Origin of the sequence: Flavobacterium sp. ZB4P23 (assembly GCF_003970375.1) — a bacterium.
Lineage (GTDB): Bacteria > Bacteroidota > Bacteroidia > Flavobacteriales > Flavobacteriaceae > Flavobacterium.
In genome coordinates this window covers 58,336-79,741 of record NZ_RYDK01000001.1, presented here as the reverse complement: position 1 = coordinate 79,741, position 21,406 = coordinate 58,336, and the positions used below count along the sequence as shown (strand labels likewise).

18 protein-coding genes are annotated in these 21,406 nt (G+C 33.5%); 15 read left to right on the top strand and 3 right to left on the bottom strand.

Annotation, left to right across the window (positions count from 1 at the left end):
- The 3 genes from EKL99_RS00360 to EKL99_RS00350 all read left to right on the top strand — a co-directional run bounded on the left by EKL99_RS00360 (window position 1) and on the right by EKL99_RS00350 (window position 2,400).
- The gene (locus EKL99_RS00360) at window positions 1-447 is read left to right on the top strand and encodes a type I restriction enzyme HsdR N-terminal domain-containing protein (RefSeq protein ID WP_126459401.1); all 447 of its coding nucleotides are present in this window, start codon (window positions 1-3) and stop codon (window positions 445-447) included.
- 65 nt (window positions 448-512) lie between these two features.
- On the top strand, window positions 513-1,514 hold the full coding sequence (locus tag EKL99_RS00355) for a glycosyltransferase family 2 protein (protein ID WP_126576175.1): 1,002 nt from the start codon (window positions 513-515) through the stop codon (window positions 1,512-1,514).
- Between the two features lie 52 nt (window positions 1,515-1,566).
- Window positions 1,567-2,400, top strand: a complete 834-nt coding sequence (locus EKL99_RS00350) for an OmpA family protein (RefSeq protein ID WP_126451518.1) — start codon at window positions 1,567-1,569, stop codon at window positions 2,398-2,400.
- Between the two features lie 602 nt (window positions 2,401-3,002).
- Here EKL99_RS00350 and ccsA read toward each other — a convergent pair.
- Window positions 3,003-6,203 carry a cytochrome c biogenesis protein CcsA gene (ccsA, locus tag EKL99_RS00345; RefSeq protein ID WP_126576174.1) on the bottom strand — a complete coding sequence of 1,067 codons (3,201 nt, stop codon included), beginning with the start codon at window positions 6,201-6,203 and terminating at the stop codon, window positions 3,003-3,005.
- Window positions 6,204-6,402: 199 nt separating this feature from the next.
- On the opposite strand from ccsA, the gene EKL99_RS00340 reads away from it, so the two are divergent.
- The 12 genes from EKL99_RS00340 (at window position 6,403) to EKL99_RS00285 (ending at window position 19,522) form a co-directional block, all read left to right on the top strand.
- Window positions 6,403-7,176, top strand: a complete 774-nt coding sequence (locus tag EKL99_RS00340; RefSeq protein ID WP_126459392.1) for a Rossmann-like and DUF2520 domain-containing protein — start codon at window positions 6,403-6,405, stop codon at window positions 7,174-7,176.
- Window positions 7,160-7,687 carry an HAD family hydrolase gene (locus EKL99_RS00335; RefSeq protein WP_126459389.1) on the top strand — a complete coding sequence of 176 codons (528 nt, stop codon included), beginning with the start codon at window positions 7,160-7,162 and terminating at the stop codon, window positions 7,685-7,687. Before EKL99_RS00340 ends, EKL99_RS00335 begins: the two co-directional genes overlap by 17 nt.
- A gap of 95 nt (window positions 7,688-7,782) precedes the next feature.
- Entirely contained in the window at window positions 7,783-8,652 is an 870-nt protein-coding gene (locus EKL99_RS00330; protein WP_231507345.1) for a geranylgeranylglycerol-phosphate geranylgeranyltransferase, read from the top strand.
- Window positions 8,645-9,229 (top strand): Maf-like protein, encoded by a 585-nt coding sequence (locus EKL99_RS00325; protein ID WP_126576172.1) that lies wholly within the window; start codon window positions 8,645-8,647, stop codon window positions 9,227-9,229. Before EKL99_RS00330 ends, EKL99_RS00325 begins: the two co-directional genes overlap by 8 nt.
- Before the next feature lie 7 nt (window positions 9,230-9,236).
- A complete protein-coding gene (locus EKL99_RS00320; RefSeq protein ID WP_126576171.1) occupies window positions 9,237-9,773 on the top strand; it encodes a mechanosensitive ion channel domain-containing protein in 537 nt (178 codons plus the stop codon).
- 182 nt (window positions 9,774-9,955) lie between these two features.
- Window positions 9,956-11,185, top strand: a complete 1,230-nt coding sequence (locus EKL99_RS00315; RefSeq protein ID WP_126553378.1) for an AI-2E family transporter — start codon at window positions 9,956-9,958, stop codon at window positions 11,183-11,185.
- Between the two features lie 63 nt (window positions 11,186-11,248).
- Window positions 11,249-13,069, top strand: a complete 1,821-nt coding sequence (locus EKL99_RS00310; protein WP_126568916.1) for a hypothetical protein — start codon at window positions 11,249-11,251, stop codon at window positions 13,067-13,069.
- Between the two features lie 247 nt (window positions 13,070-13,316).
- Complete coding sequence (locus tag EKL99_RS00305; RefSeq protein WP_126459372.1) at window positions 13,317-13,634, top strand: hypothetical protein; 318 nt, start codon at window positions 13,317-13,319, stop codon at window positions 13,632-13,634.
- A 176-nt stretch (window positions 13,635-13,810) separates the two neighbouring features.
- Window positions 13,811-14,302: a hypothetical protein gene (locus tag EKL99_RS00300; protein WP_126553381.1), complete on the top strand. Its 492-nt coding sequence runs from the start codon at window positions 13,811-13,813 to the stop codon at window positions 14,300-14,302.
- Between the two features lie 176 nt (window positions 14,303-14,478).
- Window positions 14,479-15,009, top strand: a complete 531-nt coding sequence (locus EKL99_RS00295; RefSeq protein WP_126459366.1) for a hypothetical protein — start codon at window positions 14,479-14,481, stop codon at window positions 15,007-15,009.
- A 134-nt stretch (window positions 15,010-15,143) separates the two neighbouring features.
- Window positions 15,144-17,675, top strand: coding sequence for a PIG-L family deacetylase (locus tag EKL99_RS00290; protein WP_126576170.1), 2,532 nt, complete (start codon window positions 15,144-15,146; stop codon window positions 17,673-17,675).
- Window positions 17,676-17,797: 122 nt separating this feature from the next.
- Entirely contained in the window at window positions 17,798-19,522 is a 1,725-nt protein-coding gene (locus EKL99_RS00285; RefSeq protein WP_126451506.1) for a sodium:solute symporter, read from the top strand.
- Window positions 19,523-19,772: 250 nt separating this feature from the next.
- Here EKL99_RS00285 and EKL99_RS00280 read toward each other — a convergent pair whose 3' ends face one another.
- Complete coding sequence (locus EKL99_RS00280; protein ID WP_126561532.1) at window positions 19,773-20,618, bottom strand: DUF2911 domain-containing protein; 846 nt, start codon at window positions 20,616-20,618, stop codon at window positions 19,773-19,775.
- Between the two features lie 52 nt (window positions 20,619-20,670).
- Window positions 20,671-21,345 (bottom strand): HAD family phosphatase, encoded by a 675-nt coding sequence (locus EKL99_RS00275; RefSeq protein ID WP_126576169.1) that lies wholly within the window; start codon window positions 21,343-21,345, stop codon window positions 20,671-20,673.
- Window positions 21,346-21,406: the final 61 nt, after the last annotated feature.

Sequence of the window (21,406 nt, the reverse complement as noted above, 5' to 3'; positions counted from 1 at the left end):
ATGCAGCAATTAAATTTTTCTTCCTATACTTTTCGGTTCAAAAATAGCGAAAATAAAGTTTCTATTTTTGATGCAATCAGGAAAAAATTCATCATTCTTACTCCCGAAGAATGGGTTCGCCAGCATGTAGTTCAATTTTTATTGGAAGAAAAAAAATACCCAAAATCATTGATTAATGTTGAAAAAGTACTTAAAGTCAATGGCTTGCGCAAAAGATACGATGTTGTGGTTTTTAATCCGGATGGTTCTATTTTTATTTTAATCGAATGCAAAGCGCCTGAAGTAAAAATTACCCAAGCGACTTTCGACCAAATTGCAAGATATAATATGACACTAAAGTCTGAATTTTTAATGGTGACCAATGGATTGAATCATTACTTTTGCCAAATGGATTTTGAAAACGAGAGATATGCTTTTCTAGAGAATCTACCAAATTATAATAGTTAGAATATTAAACTTCTTAGATTGTAATGGTCTAAAATGTCGAAAAATCTGAAAATCTAAAAATCTGAATGAAAGTAGCTGTTGTCATCCTGAATTGGAATGGAATTTTATTATTAGAAAAATTTTTGCCGTCTGTGGTTAAATATTCACCGGAAGCTACCATTTATGTGGCTGACAATGCCTCTACAGATGATTCGATTTCTTATATAAAAGCTTTTTTTCCTTTGGTTAAAATTGTTAAAAACGAAAGCAATCTAGGTTTTGCCAGTGGCTACAATGAAGCCTTAAAACACATAGATGCTACACTATTTGCCTTGGTGAATTCTGACATTGAAGTGACTGAAAATTGGTTGCAACCGATACTTAAAACTTTTAAAAAAGAACCTGAAACTGCCATTATTCAGCCTAAAATATTAGATTTCAAACGCAAAGAATATTTTGAATACGCTGGTGCTGCCGGTGGATTCATTGATAAATTTGGATATCCGTATTGTCGAGGACGAATTTTTGACACCGTAGAAAAAGACTGTGGTCAGTATGATGACAACCGAGAAATATTTTGGGCTTCCGGAGCTTGTTTTTTTATCCGGAGTTCTGTTTATAAGGAATTAAATGGCTTTGACGGCGATTTTTTTGCACATCAAGAAGAGATTGATTTATGTTGGCGTGCTTTCAACAAAGGGTATAAAATAAAATACAATTATGAGTCCGTTGTTTACCATGTTGGCGGGGCTACTTTGCAACAAGGAAATTCCAAAAAAACTTTTTTGAACTTTAGAAATTCATTGTTAATGCTAACCAAAAATATCCCAAAAAATCAATTGTTTTGGATACTTTTAATCCGAATGGTGTTAGACGGAATTGCAGGTTTACAATTTATTTTCAAAGGAAAGTTCAAACATTTTTTCGCAATACTAAAAGCCCATGGGTCCTTTTACAGCCTATTTTCATCACAATGCAAAAAAAGAGCAAAATTTCAAAAACAAAAATACTATACTACAAAAAGTATCGTTTACATTTATTTTATCAGGAATATCGTTGTTTTTAACGATTTATTTGGAATAAAATAAATATAAAAAAGTTAAATTTGTATTTAACATTAAAACTAAAACTATACAATTTATGAAAAAAATAGTAATTGCCTTATCTGTTTTAGCGGTACTATCCTCATGTGTGTCAAAAAAGAAATACACTGATTTAGAAGCTAGAAACAAAGAAACTCAGGATTTATTAAATACAGCAACTGTAAAATTAAATTCTTGCTTAGAAGAAAAAGCGGGTCTTATTGCTACCGTGAGTGGTTTAAAAGACCAAAATCAAGGTTTAATCAGTACTTCTAGAGACATGACTATTCTGTCTACTAAAGGAGCTGAAAATATTGAAAAAGCGTTAGAATCTATCAAAGAGAAAGATTTGAAAATTAGTAGAATGCAAGATGCTTTAACTAAAAAAGACAGTGTAACACTTGCGTTAGTTACTAGTTTAAAAAGTTCAGTAGGAATCTCTGATCCGGATATCGAAATAAATGTAGAAAAAGGAGTTGTATTTATCTCTATAGCTGACAAACTATTGTTTAAAAGCGGAAGTTATGAAGTGACTGACAGAGCTAAAGTAGTTTTGGCTAAAGTTGCCAAAGTGGTCAATGACAAACCCGATTTTGAATGTATGGTTGAAGGTCATACTGATAATGTTCCTTACAATGGTTCCGGTGTGATACTTGACAACTGGGATTTAAGTGTGAAACGTTCTACTTCTATTATTCGTGTTTTAACGAATCAATTGGGTGTTAAACCAGAGCAATTAATAGCGGCAGGAAGAAGTTCATATATTCCTTTAGTTGCAAATGATTCGGCTGAAAACAGATCTCGTAACAGAAGAACTCGTATTGTTGTTTTACCAAAAATTGATCAATTCTACGAAATGATTGAAAAAGAAATGAAAAAACAAAGACCGTAATTTCATATTTAAATTGAAATTATAGAGGCTGTCTCAAAAAGACAGCCTCTTTTTTTATATAAAAAAATGACAAATGGATTTTTTTTATTTAATTGATTTACCTATTTTTAGGTTGTATTAATATAATTGCATGGCGGTTCAAAAAAACCACTTTTAAGGCATCTCATCAAACTACTATCAAACCATAGAATACGAAGAACAAAATTTATTCCGGGAGAAATAAATTCCTATTCCATACCAACCTACCGATGCTGATTTTATGCATAAGAAGGAAAATCAGATGCTAAATGACTAACTCAAAGTGGCTTATACTGCATACATTTCTACTTCCAATCAAATACTTTATTCACGACACCATCCCTTCCAACACGACAGACACAACCATTATATCCATACATTTTGCCCTGTATGCAAGCCGTTTTGGTTGTTTATGCAAAAAAGCAACTCCATGAGCTGCTTTTTACTTTTTTTACAACTTCATCTTCTCGAGAGTGAAATCGATTTTAGGAACTAGTAGGTTTTCTCTTTTAGAAATACAATCAAAAGAGACTGGCTCATTTTTATATTGAGACAGTCTATTTGTTATTGGAAAATAATCCAACTTATTTCTTATAATACTTCTTATATTTTGGATAGGAGACAGCACCAAATAATGTTATTACTGCCAGTGAATACCAAATCCAGTTTAAGGAATGGGCTTCGCCACTCGCATAGGAATGCAATCCTACCAGATGAAAATTCACACCGTAATACGTGAATAATATCGATATAAAAGCAAACATACTCATTAAATTGAATACCCATTTCCCGCGTAGTGATGGAACAAATCGGGCATGAATTACAAAAGCATAGACCATAATACTGATTAATGCCCAAGTTTCTTTTGGATCCCAGCCCCAGTATCGTCCCCAGCTTTCATTGGCCCATTGTCCTCCAAGGAAGTTTCCAATAGTCAACATTATCAAACCTATCGTTAAGGCTAATTCATTGATGTAAGTGATCTCTTGAATATTCAAATCCATTTTGGCTTTGTTTTTTTCATTGGTAAACAAAATCAGCAATAATGAAACCGTCCCCAAAATCATTCCTAACGCAAACGGTCCATAACTGGCCACAATTACCGCCACATGAATCATTAACCAATAGGAGTTCAGTACCGGTTGTAAATTTGCAATTTCCGGGTCAATCCAGTTTAGATTTGCAGCCCAAAGAATCATTGCGGTTACAAAAGCTGAAGAAGCCACAGTAAGTTTTGATTTTCTGTCGAAAGCCAAACCAAAAAACATGGTAGCCCAAGCAATATATATAATTGATTCATACGCATTACTCCAAGGTGCGTGACCAGAAATATACCAACGTGCAATTAAGCCCACAGTATGCAATGCAAATAATAATCCTATAATAATATGCATTGTATTTACTGCTATAGCTAATACTTTGCGCTCTTTGAAGATTTGCATAATTGTAAAAAACAACATCAAAATTGCCGCTAAAACATACCAATAAAAAAGTTTATTGAAAACATCATATTTATTATACAACACTTCTGATGTAATTCTTTCTTCACTTGGTCTCACTTTACTCCCAAAACGTTTTTGGAAACCATTGATACTTTCCAGCAATTCATCGGCAGTTTTGTAATCATTAGAAGTTGAAGCGTTTGCCAAAGAACCAAAATACAAAGGCAATACATTTTTAGTATACGTCGCTTCCATTCCTTTGAAACCAGCTTCGTTAAGTTCTAAATAAGAAACCCACTTGTTGTTTTTATCATCCGGAATAGGGAAAATTTTTAATATTCGACCGCTTAACGCTGATTCCATCAAATTTACTCTTTTATCGGTTTCGATAAAATCCTTTTCAAATTGATTGGGGTTAGCCGCTTTAAATGATTCTTCTAAATATTTAGAAAGTTTATAATTTCCCTTGGCATCAAAGAAAGCTACAAAAGGTGCAAATTTAGCTTTCTTATCAACCCCAATTATTTTTCTTAAACTGTCATTTCCTCTTCTTAAATGAATGATTGGAATCTCAATCCAATAGCTAGCATACTGAGTGATAGACAAGAAAACTTGATCTGAATTCATATCATTATAGGAATCACTCTGGCTTACTTTTCGCAATAATTCAGATGAAAACGTATTAATCGGTTTCATTCTACCGCCGCCGTCTTGAATTACAAGTCTACCAAATTTTGCGGCATGTTCTGCAGGAACTTTATATTTAGTAATTAAATCATTCAGTTCATCCTGATTCAATACTTTTTTGGTATGATTAGCGTGTGTTGCCGGCGCTGCTTCAGCTTCCGTGTGCGCATGTCCCTCGTGATCCGCATGGTCGTGTTCTTGTGCAAAACTGTTGAAACTAAATAGCAGGATTAAAATAGTCAGCAATTTTGCTTTCTTAATTTTTACCACTTCTAATTTTCTCTTAATATCTGCAAAACGAGAATACTTAGTAAACATAATGGACATCATGGCAAAATATAGCATGAAATAACCACCATAAGTGATTGCTGTTCCCCAAAAATCGTGATTTACAGACAATATGGTTCCTTTTTCATCAGGATCAAAACCGGATTGAAAAAAGCGATATCCTTTATAATCCAAAACATTGTTCATATATATTCTGGCATCAAAAGGTTCTTTATCCTCAACAGTAACCTGACTTTCAAATGAAGAATAACTTTTCTCTGTTCCTGGATATTTTTGTGCAATAAAGTCATTTAATTTAATTTTAAAAGGCAAAACATACGCCTTACTTCCATAAAAAACCGAGTACTCTATATTCCCAATTTTCACTGAATTTACATCTCCTAATTTACCTTTGGAGCCTAAAACGGTTACTGTTTTTTCTTGTCCCTCAGCCGTTATTTTTACTGTTAGTGCATCTTCATGATTTTTAGCTTTAAAATCATTATTAGATTCATAATCGATAACCCCTTTTACAGCAGGATCCGGAAGCACAAATCGCATTTCACCTATTGTGTATAACGAACGCATCATCAATGGTTGCGCGCTATCCTTAGTCACTTTTCCTTTTAGTTTATCTGCCATTCGCATAAAATCTCCTTCAAAAGGTGTTTGAATTGTATACGCGTTTCCTGTAGTATTGATATTTATGGCACCATCCGTAAATTTATTTAGCGAAAATAAAACATTATGAATATTTTGTACTTCGCCCTCTTTCAAGAAATGTTCATGACGACTACCATCTCCTGCTTCGACTAATTTCAAATACAAAATTCCTTTTGGATCAGGTTTGACATATTCTTTAGCTCCCATTATAAAATTTTCATATTCCACTTCAAATGGGGTATCAGCAAAAGTACCGGAAATGCTAAAATTATTATTAGTGGCAGGAGAAAGCAGTACCTGTTTTTCAAAAACCCGGCGTTTCATTTCTCCTTTAAATTCGCCGTCTACAAAAAGTGTCAGGTAGGTTTTATCAGAAAAAATCTGATTTTCAGCGGCCCCTTCACGAATTGGCATCATTCCTTCATAACTGATGTATCGCGTTACAAAAGCACCAAGAATGATAAGAATAAAAGACAAATGCAACAATAAAGTAGCCCATTTTTCTTTCTTCAAGAGTTGATACCGCTTAATATTCCCGATGAAATTAATCACAAAAAATACGTGAATAGCCTCAAACCACCACGCATTATAAATTAAAATTTTTGCCGTATCCGTATTGTACTTACTTTCGATAAAAGTTCCTGTGGCCATGGCAACGGCATATGAAATAAACAGAAAGGCCATTAATCGTGTAGAAAACAAAAAAGAAAATATTTTTTTATCCATTTTTATGGGATTATGTTTTATAAAAGTGGTACAAAAGTACTTAAAAATGTTGACTTCTATATTCCTACATTTGTTAATTTAAACTAAAATTAAGTCTTTTTCAAGGAGGCTAAAGAACTTTTTTTTAGGCTGGTTTTTATTTGTAACCTTCCTGAAAATTGAATAATACACTTCATATTTTTTTTGCTAATTTTACCCCATGATCAAAGTAGTTATTATTGGCTCCGGAAATGTGGCACAGCATTTAATTGCGGCATTTCAAAATCCTCATAGACCAGGGACAGAAATAGAATTGGTTCAGGTATATTCGAGACAAATAAAAAGTGTTTCCCACCTAATAGACTTGGAAAAAGTCACTAATAATTTCAATACTTTAGTTGAAGCCGACATGTATATCATTTCAGTTTCTGATGATGCTATTGCTGAAGTTTCCTCTAATCTAGCTTTCAAGAATCGCTTAGTGGTGCATACTTCCGGGAGTGTTTCTTTGCATGCATTAGACGAAAATAATCGAAGAGGCGTTTTTTATCCTTTGCAAACGTTTACCAAAAACAAAGCGGTCGATTTCAATATCATTCCTATTTGTTTAGAAAGCGAAAATGGGATTGATTATGAATTATTGGATAAAGTGGCCAAATCAATTTCAGGAACCGTTTATGCAATCAACTCTGAGCAACGAAAAGCCTTGCATGTGGTGGCCGTATTTGTGAACAATTTTACCAATCATTTGTACCAAATAGGTCAAGAAATCTGCCAGGAACATCAGGTTCCATTTGAAATCTTAAGACCTTTAATTGCAGAAACAGTTCGGAAAATAATGGTACTTTCGCCGCAAGAGGCACAAACGGGTCCTGCAAAACGCAATGACACTTCAACGATTGAAGCCCACGAAGCTTTTTTATCAAATGAAAATCATCTGACTATTTATAAAATACTAACACAATCAATACAAGAGAATGGCAAAAAGTTATAAAGAAATAATGAACGAGATCACTACTTTTATTTTTGATGTCGATGGGGTACTAACTGACAGCTCTGTTTTTGTAACTAATGAAGGCGAAATATTGCGCACCATGAATATTAGAGATGGATACGCTATGAAAGCAGCTATAGAAAGCGGGTTTAATGTATGTGTTATTTCCGGCGGAAGCAATGAAGGGGTTCGAGTCAGGCTACGAAATCTGGGGGTTACAGACATCTATTTAGGTACGCCGGACAAAGTAGAAACTTTTAAAGAATATGTGGAACTTTACAACATTAAACCTGAAAACGTGTTATACATGGGCGATGATATTCCTGATTATCATGTGATGCAGTTAGTCACATTACCCACTTGTCCCCAAGATGCTAGCCCGGAAATCAAAGCTATTTCCCGCTATATTTCGCATAAAAACGGAGGAAAAGGAGCGGCCAGAGATGTCATTGAACAAGTCATGAAAGCACAAGGGAAATGGATGGCACATTTTGACGGGAAGCATGACTAGTACTTTTTTAAATGTTAAATTATAAATTTAAAATAACATCTGTGATTCCTTTTTTTAAACTAATTAGATACCAGAACTTGCTAATGCTTGCTTTTATGCAATTTGTTTTCAGGTATGGTTTTTTACACGTTCAGAATATTTCTTTGGCGTTATCGGATTGGCAGTATGGATTATTAATTTTATCAACTGCTTTGATCGCTGCAGGCGGCTATGTGATCAATGATATCTTTGACCAAAAAACAGATACCATCAATAAACCAAATGCTGTGATTGTGGGCAAAACCATTTCAGAAATTCAAGCCTATAATCTGTATATTTGGCTTACGTCAAGTGGGGTAATGATTGGTTTTTATTTGTCGAATGTCATACGAAAACCAGGTTTTGCCTCTATTTTTATTTTGGTTGCCGCAACACTTTATTTGTATGCAACCAGTCTGAAACAAATGATGCTTATTGGTAATATCATTGTGGCTTTACTACTTTCTTTTAGTGTGATTATCATTGGAGTTTTCGATTTATTTCCTGCAACAACAATAAATAATCAGCAACAAATGGGCTTGTTTTTTTCTATCTTGATAGATTATGCTATTTTTGCTTTTGTTATTAATCTGCTTCGGGAAATTGTCAAAGATATAGAAGATACAGATGGCGATTATAATCAAGGAATGAGTACCTTACCTATTGTAATTGGAAAATCCAGAACGGCAAAAATAGTTTCCGGCTTAAGTTTGATTCCGCTATTTTTTATCGTATGTTATATTCATCGGTACCTGTTAGAATTGGTGTTTGCAACATTATATATGTTGTTATTTGTTGTAGGTCCGTTGTTTTATTTCACTTTAAAAATTTGGTCTGCAAAATCAAAAAGAGAGTGTCGCATCTTGAGTCTATTGTTAAAATGGATCCTTCTTTTAGGAATTTTATCCGTTATTGTTATTCGTTTAAATATAAAATATAATGCTTAAAAATAAATTAAAAAAATACACCCTTATTCTGGCTTCAGGATCGCCAAGACGGCAGCAGTTTTTCAAAGATTTGGACTTAGATTTTGAAATTCGATTGAAAGAAATCGAAGAAATTTATCCTCCTGAATTAAAAGCGTACGAAATCACGAACTATTTGGCTGAATTAAAAGCCAGTGCTTTTGACGGTGAATTACAGTCCAATGAAATCCTAATCACCAGTGACACCATTGTTTGGTATAACAACAAAGCGCTAGGCAAACCAAAAAACGAACAGGATGCTTTTGAAATCTTGAAATCATTATCGAATGCTACTCACCAAGTAATTACTTCTGTTTGCTTTAAGACAAATGAAAAAGTAGTCCTGCTTCATGAAATAACAAAAGTCACTTTTAACACGTTGAGTGAGGAATCCATTCGCTACTATATAGAAAATTACAAGCCCTATGACAAAGCGGGTGCTTATGGTATTCAGGAATGGATCGGTTTTATTGGCGTTTCAAAAATTGAAGGTTCCTATGCTAATGTGATGGGAATGCCTACGGATAAAGTATATGACTACTTAACTAAATTAGACTGATTGCATTATGGATACATTTATATTTCACGAGTATTCCAGAGAACTGGTGGCCACAGGAATCCTAGGATTGCTGTTGATTTTTTTGAGAATTATTGCTGCAAAATTAGTACGCAGCTATGCTAAATCAGACCAAAAACTGGAGCATCGAACTAATTTAGTCATCAAATACATTCATTTATTTATAAATATTCTTGCAATTATAGCTGTCATACTAATTTGGGGCGTTCAGACAAAGGATATTATTATTGCACTTTCCTCTATTACCACCGTTGTAGGTGTCGCTATGTTTGCTCAATGGTCTATTTTGAGCAACATCACCTCTGGAGTTATTTTGTTTTTTTCTTTTCCGTTTAAAATTGGAGATACAATAAAAATTCATGACAAAGATTTTCCTATTGAAGCTCAAATTGAAGATATAGGGGCTTTTCATGTATATTTGAAAACTATAGATGGAGAAAAAATCATCTATCCGAACAGCTTGCTTTTGCAAAAAGGAATTTCGATACTAAACAATTATGCCGATCAAAAAGAATTTACGGATTAGTTTACTTCTGCTGAACGAATGGTAAATCATCATCTTGCAAAAGATCCTATTGAAGTGGAAATTATATAACTATTGCTGAAAAATATATAATGTTTTACTTTTTTAAATGCTGGATATTTGTCAATTAGAAATAAATAATTTACTATTGAATTGTTTTTGTCTTTAAAAAAAAATAAAAAGATATGAATGACCTTTTAAAATTTCCATTTTACGCAAAACTTACGCTCGTTTTATTGAGCTTAATTGCTATTATTTTTATATTTTATATTGGTCAGGATATATTAGTTCCCATAATGATGTCCTTTTTATTTGCGATATTGTTATATCCCATCGTTCAGTTTTTAAAATCTAAACTCTACTTTCCCCATGTGTTAGCCGTTATGCTGGCGGTACTGCTTTTTGTATTGCTTTTTTTAGGCCTTTTTGTATTTCTATCCTTTCAAATCAGTGATTTTGCAGATGATTTTGATAAAATTGAAAGAAACATAACTATTCATATTAGTAACATTCAACAGTTTCTCAGTGAACATTTCAATTTAAGTTCTTGGGAACAAAAACAATATCTGGATACAGCTACTGAAGATTCTATGGAAAAAGGGAAAGAAATCATTGGTACCACGCTATTGTCATTTACGGATACGCTACTAAATTTGACCTTAATCCCTATTTATACTTTTTTGATTCTTTTATACAGGACTCATTTTTTATTGTTTTTGTCTAAACTATTCAAAAAAGAGAATCATGAACAATTAAAAAATATTTTAACAAATATTAGAGTTGCTATAAACAGTTATATTGTAGGTTTAATTATCGAGACCATTTTAGTATCGGTAATGACTACTGTAGGATTTATTATTATTGGCGTGAAATATGCTGTTTTGCTGGGTGTTGTAACTGGAATTCTAAATCTAATTCCTTATATAGGAATCCTTTTTGCCGGAATTTTAAGCATTATTGCCTCATTGACTGGTACTCCGGATTTATCCATAATTATTGGTATAATTGTGGTTACCATCTTTGTTCAATTAATAGATAATAATATCCTTGTCCCAATAATAGTAAGTTCAAAAGTAGAAATAAATGCTTTTATATCCATTATAGGAATCATTATTGGAGGAGCCATTGCAGGAATCGCCGGAATGTTTTTAGCATTACCCATAATTGCGGTTCTTAAGGTAATTTTTGACCGAATTGAGTCATTAGAACCTTGGGGGTATTTAATGGGAGATCATTTGCCCAAAACCTATACTTGGCATAGTATCAAATTACCGCTATTCGATTCAGATGCATCCTCTAAAAAAACCATAATTAAAACGGATCTTATAGTTCCTGTTTTTACTGAGACAACAACGGAAAACAATACAGAGAATAAAGCAGAAACTGACCTTAATAAAACAAGTGAGTCTATTTAAACCAATTATTTATCAATGTTTTGCTGGTTTTTTCTTTCTCAATTTTTAAATTAATTTTGTATAATGACTAAAAAGCAAAAGCTGATTTTATTCTTTTTGATCGTCTGTTGCCACCAGATTTCTTTTTCACAAGTAAACCAGAAGGAAAAAGATTCCGCTGGCGTTTACAAAAAAATTCAATCCTATTCTAAAAAAAATAAGTTTACAACACTTGTTCATAAATTAGTTTTCAGGCCCGTAACTATAAAAAAAACAAAGAAAAAAGTAATTCCCAAAAAATACGAAACTTTTGAAGGAAAAACGATCAGAAATATTACTATTATCACTTTAGACCCTTTTGGGTATTCTGATATTGATACCGCCAGAGCCCCTAAAAACTGGGCCGAACGAACTGGAAACCGAATTCATATCAAAACAAAAAAACTCGCTATTAAGAATGTACTGTTAATAACAAAAAACACACCTTTCGATTCTTTATTAGTAAAAGAATCAGAACGATTGATTAGAGCTCAAAGATACATCAGTCGCGTTGACGTAACCCCACAATTAATTCAGAACAGCCCGGATTCAGTAGATGTCACCTTTCGGGTTTTAGATACATGGAGTATTATTCCCAAGGGATCCATTTCCAGTTCAAGAACTAATTTTGAACTCAATGATCGTAATTTTCTAGGCACTGGCCATGAATTCAAAAATGAATTCAAAAACAGATTCAGCGACGGAAAAAGCGCGTATGGATTGTCCTATAGCGTTCCTAACGTCCAGAATACCTTCATTCAGACAACTCTGAATTACCGGATAGATTTAGACAATTACTACAGCAAAAGCCTCAATGTAGACCGTCCCTTTTACTCTGCTTTTACAAAATGGGCAGGGGGAATATACATAGACCAGCAATTTAGAAAAGACACCCTTGCTGATGTCAATTCCGTATTTACCTATCAAAATTTCAAATACAATTCGCAGGATTTATGGCTTGGACGTGCCTTTTCTATTTTTAAAGGAAGAACAGAAAACCAGCGCACCACAAATCTGATTCTGGCAGGACGTTTTTTAAATATAAAATATCTGGAAAGCCCAACTATCCTCTATGATGCCACTGATTTCTACTCTAGTGAAAAACTTGCTCTTTTCGGGATTGGTATTAGTTCACGTAAATTCGTGCAAGACAACTATATTTTCAAAAATGGAATTATAGAAGATGTTCCCATTGGCAAAATTTACAGCATCACTTCTGGCTATCAATATAAAAACAATTTGGGGCGTTTGTATCTTGCTGCCCGAGCGGCTTTTGGAAATTATTATAAATGGGGCTTTTTAAGTGCTAATGTAGAGATAGGTACCTTTTTTGAAAAATCAATTACGCAGCAAACCGCTTTTTCTTTTCAGGCAAATTATTTCACAAACTTGATGAGTCTGGGAAAATGGAAATGGAGACAGTTCATCAAGCCCCAGGTAATTATTGGTACAAACCGTGTCAATATTATTGGCGATCAGCTAAATATCAATGAAAATTATGGACTTCGGGGCTTTAATAGTGCTCAATATGGAACCCAAAAAGCACTCTTAACCATACAAACCCAAGCCTATGCGCCATGGGATCTTTGGGGATTTAGAATCAATCCCTATTGTAATTATTCCATTGCCGTACTAGGAAATCCTAATAAGGGATTGACTCAAAGTAAAGCCTATTCAAAAATTGGAATTGGATGTATTATAAACAATGATTTTCTGGTATTTAGTGCTTTTCAAATTTCGCTGTCCTACTATCCGTCTATTCCTGGAAATGGCGAAAATATTTTCAAAACAAATGCAATTGAAACAACTGATTTTGGTTTTCAAGATTTCGAACTGACAAAACCCCGTACCGTGCTTTACAAATAATACGCTTTATAAATATAAATTATTCCAAAAAAATATTCGCATAATACTAATATCCTTCGAAAACAGTTCAATTTGTATGGGATTATATTGAACACACTATCTACAGGACACTTTTTTTAGAAAATTACGATACAGTACACAATGAAGGGTGTGAATTATATAATTTAATACCTTAATTTTATAAGAAAAAATTATGTTTTATTGTTTACTTTTATTGTGTTAAAATTTTAACTAAAAACCAAACAAAATGAAAAAATTCACCTTTTATTTGATGATGATGGTATTATCAATTAGTGTTCTTCCAACACAAATGTTAGCCGCTGAAAAAAATCCAACTGTAATTTTAAATACTCCTAAAGAAGTGCCTGCAGAAGTAAAAGTTTTGCTTAATAGACTTGATGAAATAAAAGCGATGGATAAATCGTCTTTGACTTCAGTTGAAAAAAAAGAATTACGTAAAGAAGTACGTGCTATCAAAGCAGAATTAAAATCTACAGGAAATGGTATATACTTATCTGTAGGTGCAATTATAATCGTTATCCTTTTATTGATACTTTTATTGTAAATAAATTTATACCTGTAGAAAAAGGAAACGAATAATCGTTTCCTTTTTTTATGAAGTAAAATAACAAAGTAAATGTTAATTATTTGATATTGGCATAATTGTTGGTTTTACTTCAAAACGAGATAAAATAGTAACTAAAATTACTATCTAATAATTACTAATTAAAATTTCTAAAAATGAAAACATTAAAATTAATCATCGCAGGAATTATACTATTTGCATCCGCAAATACGATGCAAGCACAGGTTTCAGTAAATGTAAATATAGGTAGTCCACCAGCATGGGGGCCAGTTGGTTATTCAGCTGTAGATTATTATTATTTACCGGATGTTCAAGCTTATTATGATATACGAGCCACACAATTCATTTATTTTGGTGGAGGAAATTGGATTCGTTCAAGAAATCTACCTAATCAATACAGAAATTATAATCTATACAATGGTTATAAAGTAGTATTGAACGATTACCATGGTTCAAGACCATACAGTAACTTTAAAACACACAAAGTAAAATACTACAAAGGATACAAAGGTAAACCACAAAAATCAATAGGTTCTAACCGCAGTAATAACAATAAAGTGTACAAAAGTAATGGGAATAACGGACATGGAAATAAAGGACATGGCAATAAAGGTGGAAAAGGAAATAATGGAAATGGAAAACATTAATACTGATTTCATAATAATTTATAAAAAGAGTCTCAGCAATGAGGCTCTTTTTTTTAGAACATTAATCCTTAATTAAATGTTAATTTTTTTGTTTTGGCACAGTTGTTGGAAATTCACAAAAGTATAGCAATAACAAGTTATTATAAAAAATTATTACAAATTAAATATTTGAAAAAATGAGAACATTAAAATTAATCATCGTAGGAATTATACTCTTTGCATCAAGCACAATACATGCACAAGTCTCAGTAAATTTAAACATAGGTACTGCTCCATCATGGGGACCTATAGGATACGCAGAAGCTGAATATTATTATTTACCGGATGTTGAAGCTTATTATGATGTAAGAGCCACACAGTTCATTTATTTTGGTGGAGGAAGATGGATACGTTCCAGATATTTACCAAATCAATATAGAAACTATGATTTATATGATGGATATAAAGTAGTATTAAACGATTATCACGGTTCAAGACCTTATAGTAATTTTAAGAATCACAAAGTAAAATATCATAGAGGTTATCATGGAAGAGAACAAAGAAATATTGGGCACAACAATAATCGTCGCGTTTATGTAAACCAAAGGGGGAATGATAATCATAGAAGATATGATAATGATGACCGAAGAGAATATAAAAAACATGACAACCGAAATAACGGCAATGGTCATGGACATGGAAAGGGAAAAGGACATGATCGAGATTAGTCACACCTTAATTTAAAAAGAGAGAGAACCAAAATTGGTTCTCTCTCTTTTTAATTATTAAAGAAAACCAAAAATATTTCAGAAGAAATTATTTAATTCCTACATTTGAAGTTACTGCAATTAAATTTTAAAAAATGCAAAAAAAACACGCATCAGCTATTCTAATATTTCTCTTATGTTGCCAAATAACAATTGCACAAGAACCTCAAAAACCAAATTCTGTTGAAATTTATAATCAAATTCAAAAGCTTAATTTTCTAGGTTCCGTACTTTATATAGCCGCACATCCTGATGATGAAAACACCCAGTTGATCTCTTATTTATCCAATGAACAAAAGGCCAGAACCGGCTATTTGTCTTTGACACGCGGGGATGGTGGACAAAACTTAATCGGCACGCAATTGCGGGAATTATTAGGAGTAATAAGAACCCAAGAACTTATTGAAGCCCGAAAAATTGATGGAGGAGAACAGTTTTTTTCCCGTGCCAATGATTTTGGTTTTTCTAAAAATCCAACAGAAACATTAGAAATTTGGGATAAAAAACAAGTACTAGCTGACGTTATTTGGGCCATCAGGAAATTTCAACCCGATGTGATTGTTAACCGATTTGATCATCGTTCGCCCGGAACCACTCACGGACACCACACGGCATCAGCAATGTTAAGCGTAGAAAGTTTTGACTTAGCGAATAACCCATCAATTTTTCCCGAGCAATTGCAATTTGTAACACCTTGGCAAACCAAACGACAGTTTTTTAATACGTCTTGGTGGTTTTATGGAAGTATCGAAAAATTTAATGCTGCCCATAAAACGAATTTAATTGCGCTGCAAACAGGAGTTTATTACGCTGGATTAGGAAAATCAAATCAGGAAATAGCCGCATTAAGTCGGAGCCGCCATCAATCCCAAGGGTTTGGTAGCACTGGAGCCCGTGGGGAGGAAACAGAATATTTAGAGTTTATAAATGGAGATGCTTTAAAAGATAAGAAATCACTTTTTGAAGGAATCGATACTTCTTGGAACCGAATAAAAGAGGGAAAATCAATCGGAGAATTATTGACAACTATTGCCGCTGAATTCGACCATAATAATCCTTCGGCAAGCATTCCAGATTTGGCGAAAGCCTATGCTATGATGAAAGCTTTGGACGAAAATCAGTGGTCGCCACTGAAATCAGAAGCCATAAAAGAAATTATATCGGCCTGTTCTGGTTTGTATCTTGAAGCCGTTGCCCAAAATCAGGAAGCGACTCCCGGAAGCACTATTAAATTGAAACTCGAAGCCATTAATAGAAGCTCCGTACCCATACAATTAATGAGTGTGACCGCTATACCTAATCAAAATATTACACCTCAAAATCGGGATTTAAAAAACAACATACTAAACACCATTAATTTAGATTTAAAATTACCCGAATCAATTAACTACACACAACCATATTGGTTAAAAGAAAAAGGAACAGTTGGGATGTACGCAGTAAAGCAACAACAAAACATAGGGATTCCAGATATTATTCGGGAAGTTAAAGTGATTTTTAATATTAAAATCAATGAGATTGAAATTCCATTTGAACGAACCGTAGTGTATAAATACAACGATGATGTAAAAGGGGAAGTATATAATTATCTGGACATTGTTCCCGAAGTTACTACTTCAATTATAGACAAAGTATTGCTTTTTAAAGACACAAAAAAGAAAGCTGTAGCCGTAAAAATCAAAACTGGAAAAGACTCCGTAAAAGGAATTTTACAACTTGAATTACCTGAAAACTGGGGTGTTTTTCCTAAATCGATTCCTTTTAACATTGAAAAAAAGGGAACGGAACAAATTGTTTATTTTGAGGTAACTGCACCAAATAAATCCGAAGAAGCTGTAGCCAAAAGCGTGGCGATAATTGACAATAAACAATTTGACAAAGAACAAATTATCATTAAGTATGACCACATCACAAAACAGCAAGTTTTAACATTGGCTGAAGCCAAATGCATTAAAACGGATTTAAAAACAAATGGTGAAAAAATCGCATACATTATGGGTGCCGGAGATGAAGTTCCCAGTAGCCTGACGCAATTAGGATATGCCGTAACACTACTTAAACCTGAAGAAATTACTCCTGAAAAATTAGAATTGTACGACGTAGTCATCACAGGTGTTCGTGCCTATAATATCTTGCCTGCACTGGCAAACAAACAAAATATACTTTTTGATTTTGTAAAATCCGGAAAAACAATGATCGTTCAGTACAATACTGCAGGAGATCTTGTTACCAATACTATTGCACCTTATCCCTTGAAACTCTCCCGAGACCGAGTGACCGAAGAAGATGCCGAAGTCCGATTCTTAGCGCCACACCATCCTGTTTTGAATTTTCCAAACCAAATTACAGCTACAGACTTTGAAGGCTGGAAACAAGAACAAGGATTGTATTACCCCAATGAGTACGACAAAGCCTTTACTCCTATCCTATCTTCAAATGACAAAGGGGAAAGCCCTAAAAATGGTGCATTACTTATTGCTCCTTACGGAAAAGGACACTATATTTATACCGGCTTAAGTTTTTTTAGAGAATTACCTGAAGGCGTTACTGGTGCCTATAAATTAATTTCTAATATTATTTCGCTACAATCATCTGAAAAAATTCCTGTTCAAAAAATCAAGAACTAACCCACTTTAAAATGGAAACAAAAAAAATAAAAACCTGGAAGAAAAATTATACTTGGGTACTTGTAGCCAATGCAATATACATCCTGATCTTTTGTCTCATCATGAAATTATACGCTTAAATTATGCAATTATTTGATTGGATTATACTGATAGTAACTTTATTGTTTATTGTAATTTATGGGGCTTGGAAAACCAAGGGCAGTAAAAATGTAGAAGACTTTATTTTAGGGAGTAATGAAACACCTTGGCATGTTGTAGGACTTTCTGTTATGGCCACACAAGCCAGTGCAATTACGTTTCTTTCTACTCCGGGGCAAGCCTATCATGACGGTATGGGTTTTGTGCAATTCTATTTTGGACTGCCAATTGCTATGGTGGTAATCTGTGTCACCTTTATCCCTTTATACCACAAATACAAAGTGTATACAGCTTATGAATACCTTGAAAAAAGATTTGATTTGAAGACCCGTTCCCTAGCTGCCATCCTTTTCTTGTTCCAAAGAGGTTTAGGAACCGGATTGACCATATACGCTCCGGCAATTATTTTGTCCGCTTTATTGGGTTGGAATCTTACCTACATGAATATTATTATTGGTGTATTAGTTATCATTTATACTTTTTCGGGTGGAACCAAAGCAGTGAATGTAACTCAAAAACAGCAAATGTTTGTGATTATGTCCGGAATGCTAATCACTTTTTTTCTGATTTTGCATTATTTACCTAATGATATGACTTTCTCCAGTGCGTTGCATATTGCTGGGGCAAATGATAAAATGGATATTGTTAATTTCTCTTTAGATCCAGAGGAAAAATATACCTTTTGGAGCGGAATAACAGGAGGTTTTTTCTTGGCATTAGCTTATTTTGGTACCGATCAATCGCAGGTAGGACGTTATTTATCCGGACGATCCGTTCGAGAAAGCCAGATGGGACTAATCATGAACGGACTTTTAAAAGTACCTATGCAGTTCTTTATTTTACTGACCGGAGTTATGGTTTTTGTCTTTTTCCAATTCAATCCTGTTCCGTTAAATTTTAATCCAAATAATAAAGCCATGATTGAAAAATCAGCTTACAAAAGCGAATACAATGCTTTGGAGAAAAAATTAGACGATTTATCCGAAGACAAAAAAGTAATTAATCTTTTGTACATCGACCAGCTCAATCAGGATTATGACAATCCAACGCTTAGGAAAGAATTAGTGACTTTATCCAATAAAGAAAAAGATTTAAGAGATCGTGCCAAAGAAATAATTCTGAAAGCTGATAGTAATAGCGAGACCAATGATAAAGATTATGTGTTTTTTCACTTTATTCTCAACTATTTACCCAAAGGGCTTATTGGTTTGTTACTGGCCGTAATTATTTCGGCTGCTATGTCCTCTACCGCTTCGGGATTGAATGCACTGGCCTCTACCACCGCAATTGATATTTACAAACGCAATCTAAAAGAAGAAAAATCGGAACGACACTACCTGTATGCTACAAAATTCTTTACCTTATTGTGGGGGGTTATAGCCATACTATTTGCTTGTATTGGAACGCTTTTTGAAAATTTAATTCAACTGGTAAACATCATTGGATCCATATTTTATGGAACAGTCCTTGGAATTTTCTTAGTTGGTTTTTACATCCACAAAGTACAATCTAAAGCCATTTTTTATAGCGCTGTAGTAAGTCAGATTACTATTTTTATCATCTACTATTACGCCATTTATATTTTCCCGAGCGGAGAAGAAAAACTGGGTTATTTGTGGCTGAATTTCATTGGTGCAATGCTTACAATTGTAATTTCATTATTGTTGCAATGGACCATTTTTAGAAAACAGAGAGCGATAACAGCCTAAATAAAAAAATAACCGCAGATTCGCAGATTTTTATATTGATAATCCGTGAATCTGCTGTTATTTTTTTTACTTCAGAAGTTCTTATATAAAAATCTCTTCTTCCGCAGAAACGAGCAAGAGCGAACTGGCGAGTAATGATAATCCCATGGATACTATGCAAACATCTAATAAATTACACAGTCCAAAATTTCAAAAAAAAATCCCGTCTCTAAATGGAGACGGGATCTTCTTATATAAAACGTTAGAGTAATTAGTTTTTACTCCACTCTGTAATACTGTCTTTATTCATTTTCACGTAATCTTGGTTTTTAGCAATTTCAGCCGCTGCAAGTGATGCCTTAGCCGTTTCGATTGCTCCTTTTTTGTCCTCAAGTTTAGCTTGAATTAATGACTTCAATCTGTTGTACCAAAACGGTTTATCTTTAGACATATCTAACGCTTTGTTTACATAAACCAATGCTTTTGCATTGTCGCCATTCGATTGGAATAAAAATTGAGCAGCAGAAAAATAATCTGCACTAGCTGGTCCAGCTAATGCTTTTTCGATGTTAGCCGTTGTTTTTTGTTGTGTTGGCACTTCAAATTTTAAAGCAGCATAGGAGTTCTCCCAATAGATTTCTAAAAAAGCAAAATTATTGTCTAAACCACTAATTCCAATAGTAAATGTTTCCACACTTTTATTCACTGTTTCAGGCTTAACAGTAGCTCTAAGCGCTACATTTTCTTCTTTCCACTCTTCTGGATTACCCCAGTTATCAGTAGTTTTATAAAATAGTATCTCCCAGCTTTCTATTTTCGGAATAGTATACAATGAATATTTTCCTTTTTTCAATGTTTTACCATCAATAATCACATCATCGCTAAAGGAAACAGTTGTATTTTCATTAGCTCCAGTTCTCCATACTTTTCCAAAAGGAATTAAATTTCCAAAAACGGATCTTCCTCTGGCACTTGGTCTTGAATAGTTAACTTCTACATCAGTCAAACCAACTGTTTGCATAAGCGTCATTTTCGGACTTGATTGAGGTGTTTTTAACTGAGCCTCAGCGCTGAAACCGGCCATAAATAAAGCCAGTGCAATGATTATTTTTTTCATATTATAATTTTTAAATGTTTTCCAAATTTACAAATTCAATGGCTTTGTACTGTTAATTATTCCTTAATTTAGATTGAATATTCCTAACTGCCTCAAAATCCAATTCGTTAAAATGATTAATCATTACATCTGCTTCAGATAAATCTTGTGCTTCAGAATGAATACTGTTGTAGCCCACACAAAAAATCCCAGCAGCTTTGGCCGCTTTTATTCCATTTGTACTGTCCTCAATAACGATACAATTTGCTTTTGGTGCAACTGATAAACTTGCCGCATGTTCAAAAATAGCCGGATGTGGTTTTGATTTAGGGAAATCTTCACCACTTACCACATGTGTAAAATAATCATGTAACTTAAACCGGCTAAACACGCGTTCAATAGTCACTTTGGATGCCGAAGAAGCCAAAATCAATTGTATTCCGTTTTGGTGTAATTCTTTAATAAGATGTTCGACGCCTTGCAGTAATTCTAGATCTGCTTTACTATCAAACGCATCATTAAAAATAGTTCGTTTTCTTTGAATCAAATCTTCCACTTCATGTTCAATTTCAAAAACCTTTTTCAATTTCTGAAATATATTCCGAGTAGAATTTCCTGTAAATGAAGTGTACATTTCCTCCGTAACAGGAATATTCAATTCCTCAAATTGTTTGAAATAAGCATAACGGTGTACGGGTTCAGTATCGACAATTACACCATCCATGTCAAAAATTACGGTTTGTATCATTTTTGTTAAATTATTAGACTTTATAGATTTTAAGACTTCTTAACTTTTTAGAACGGAACAT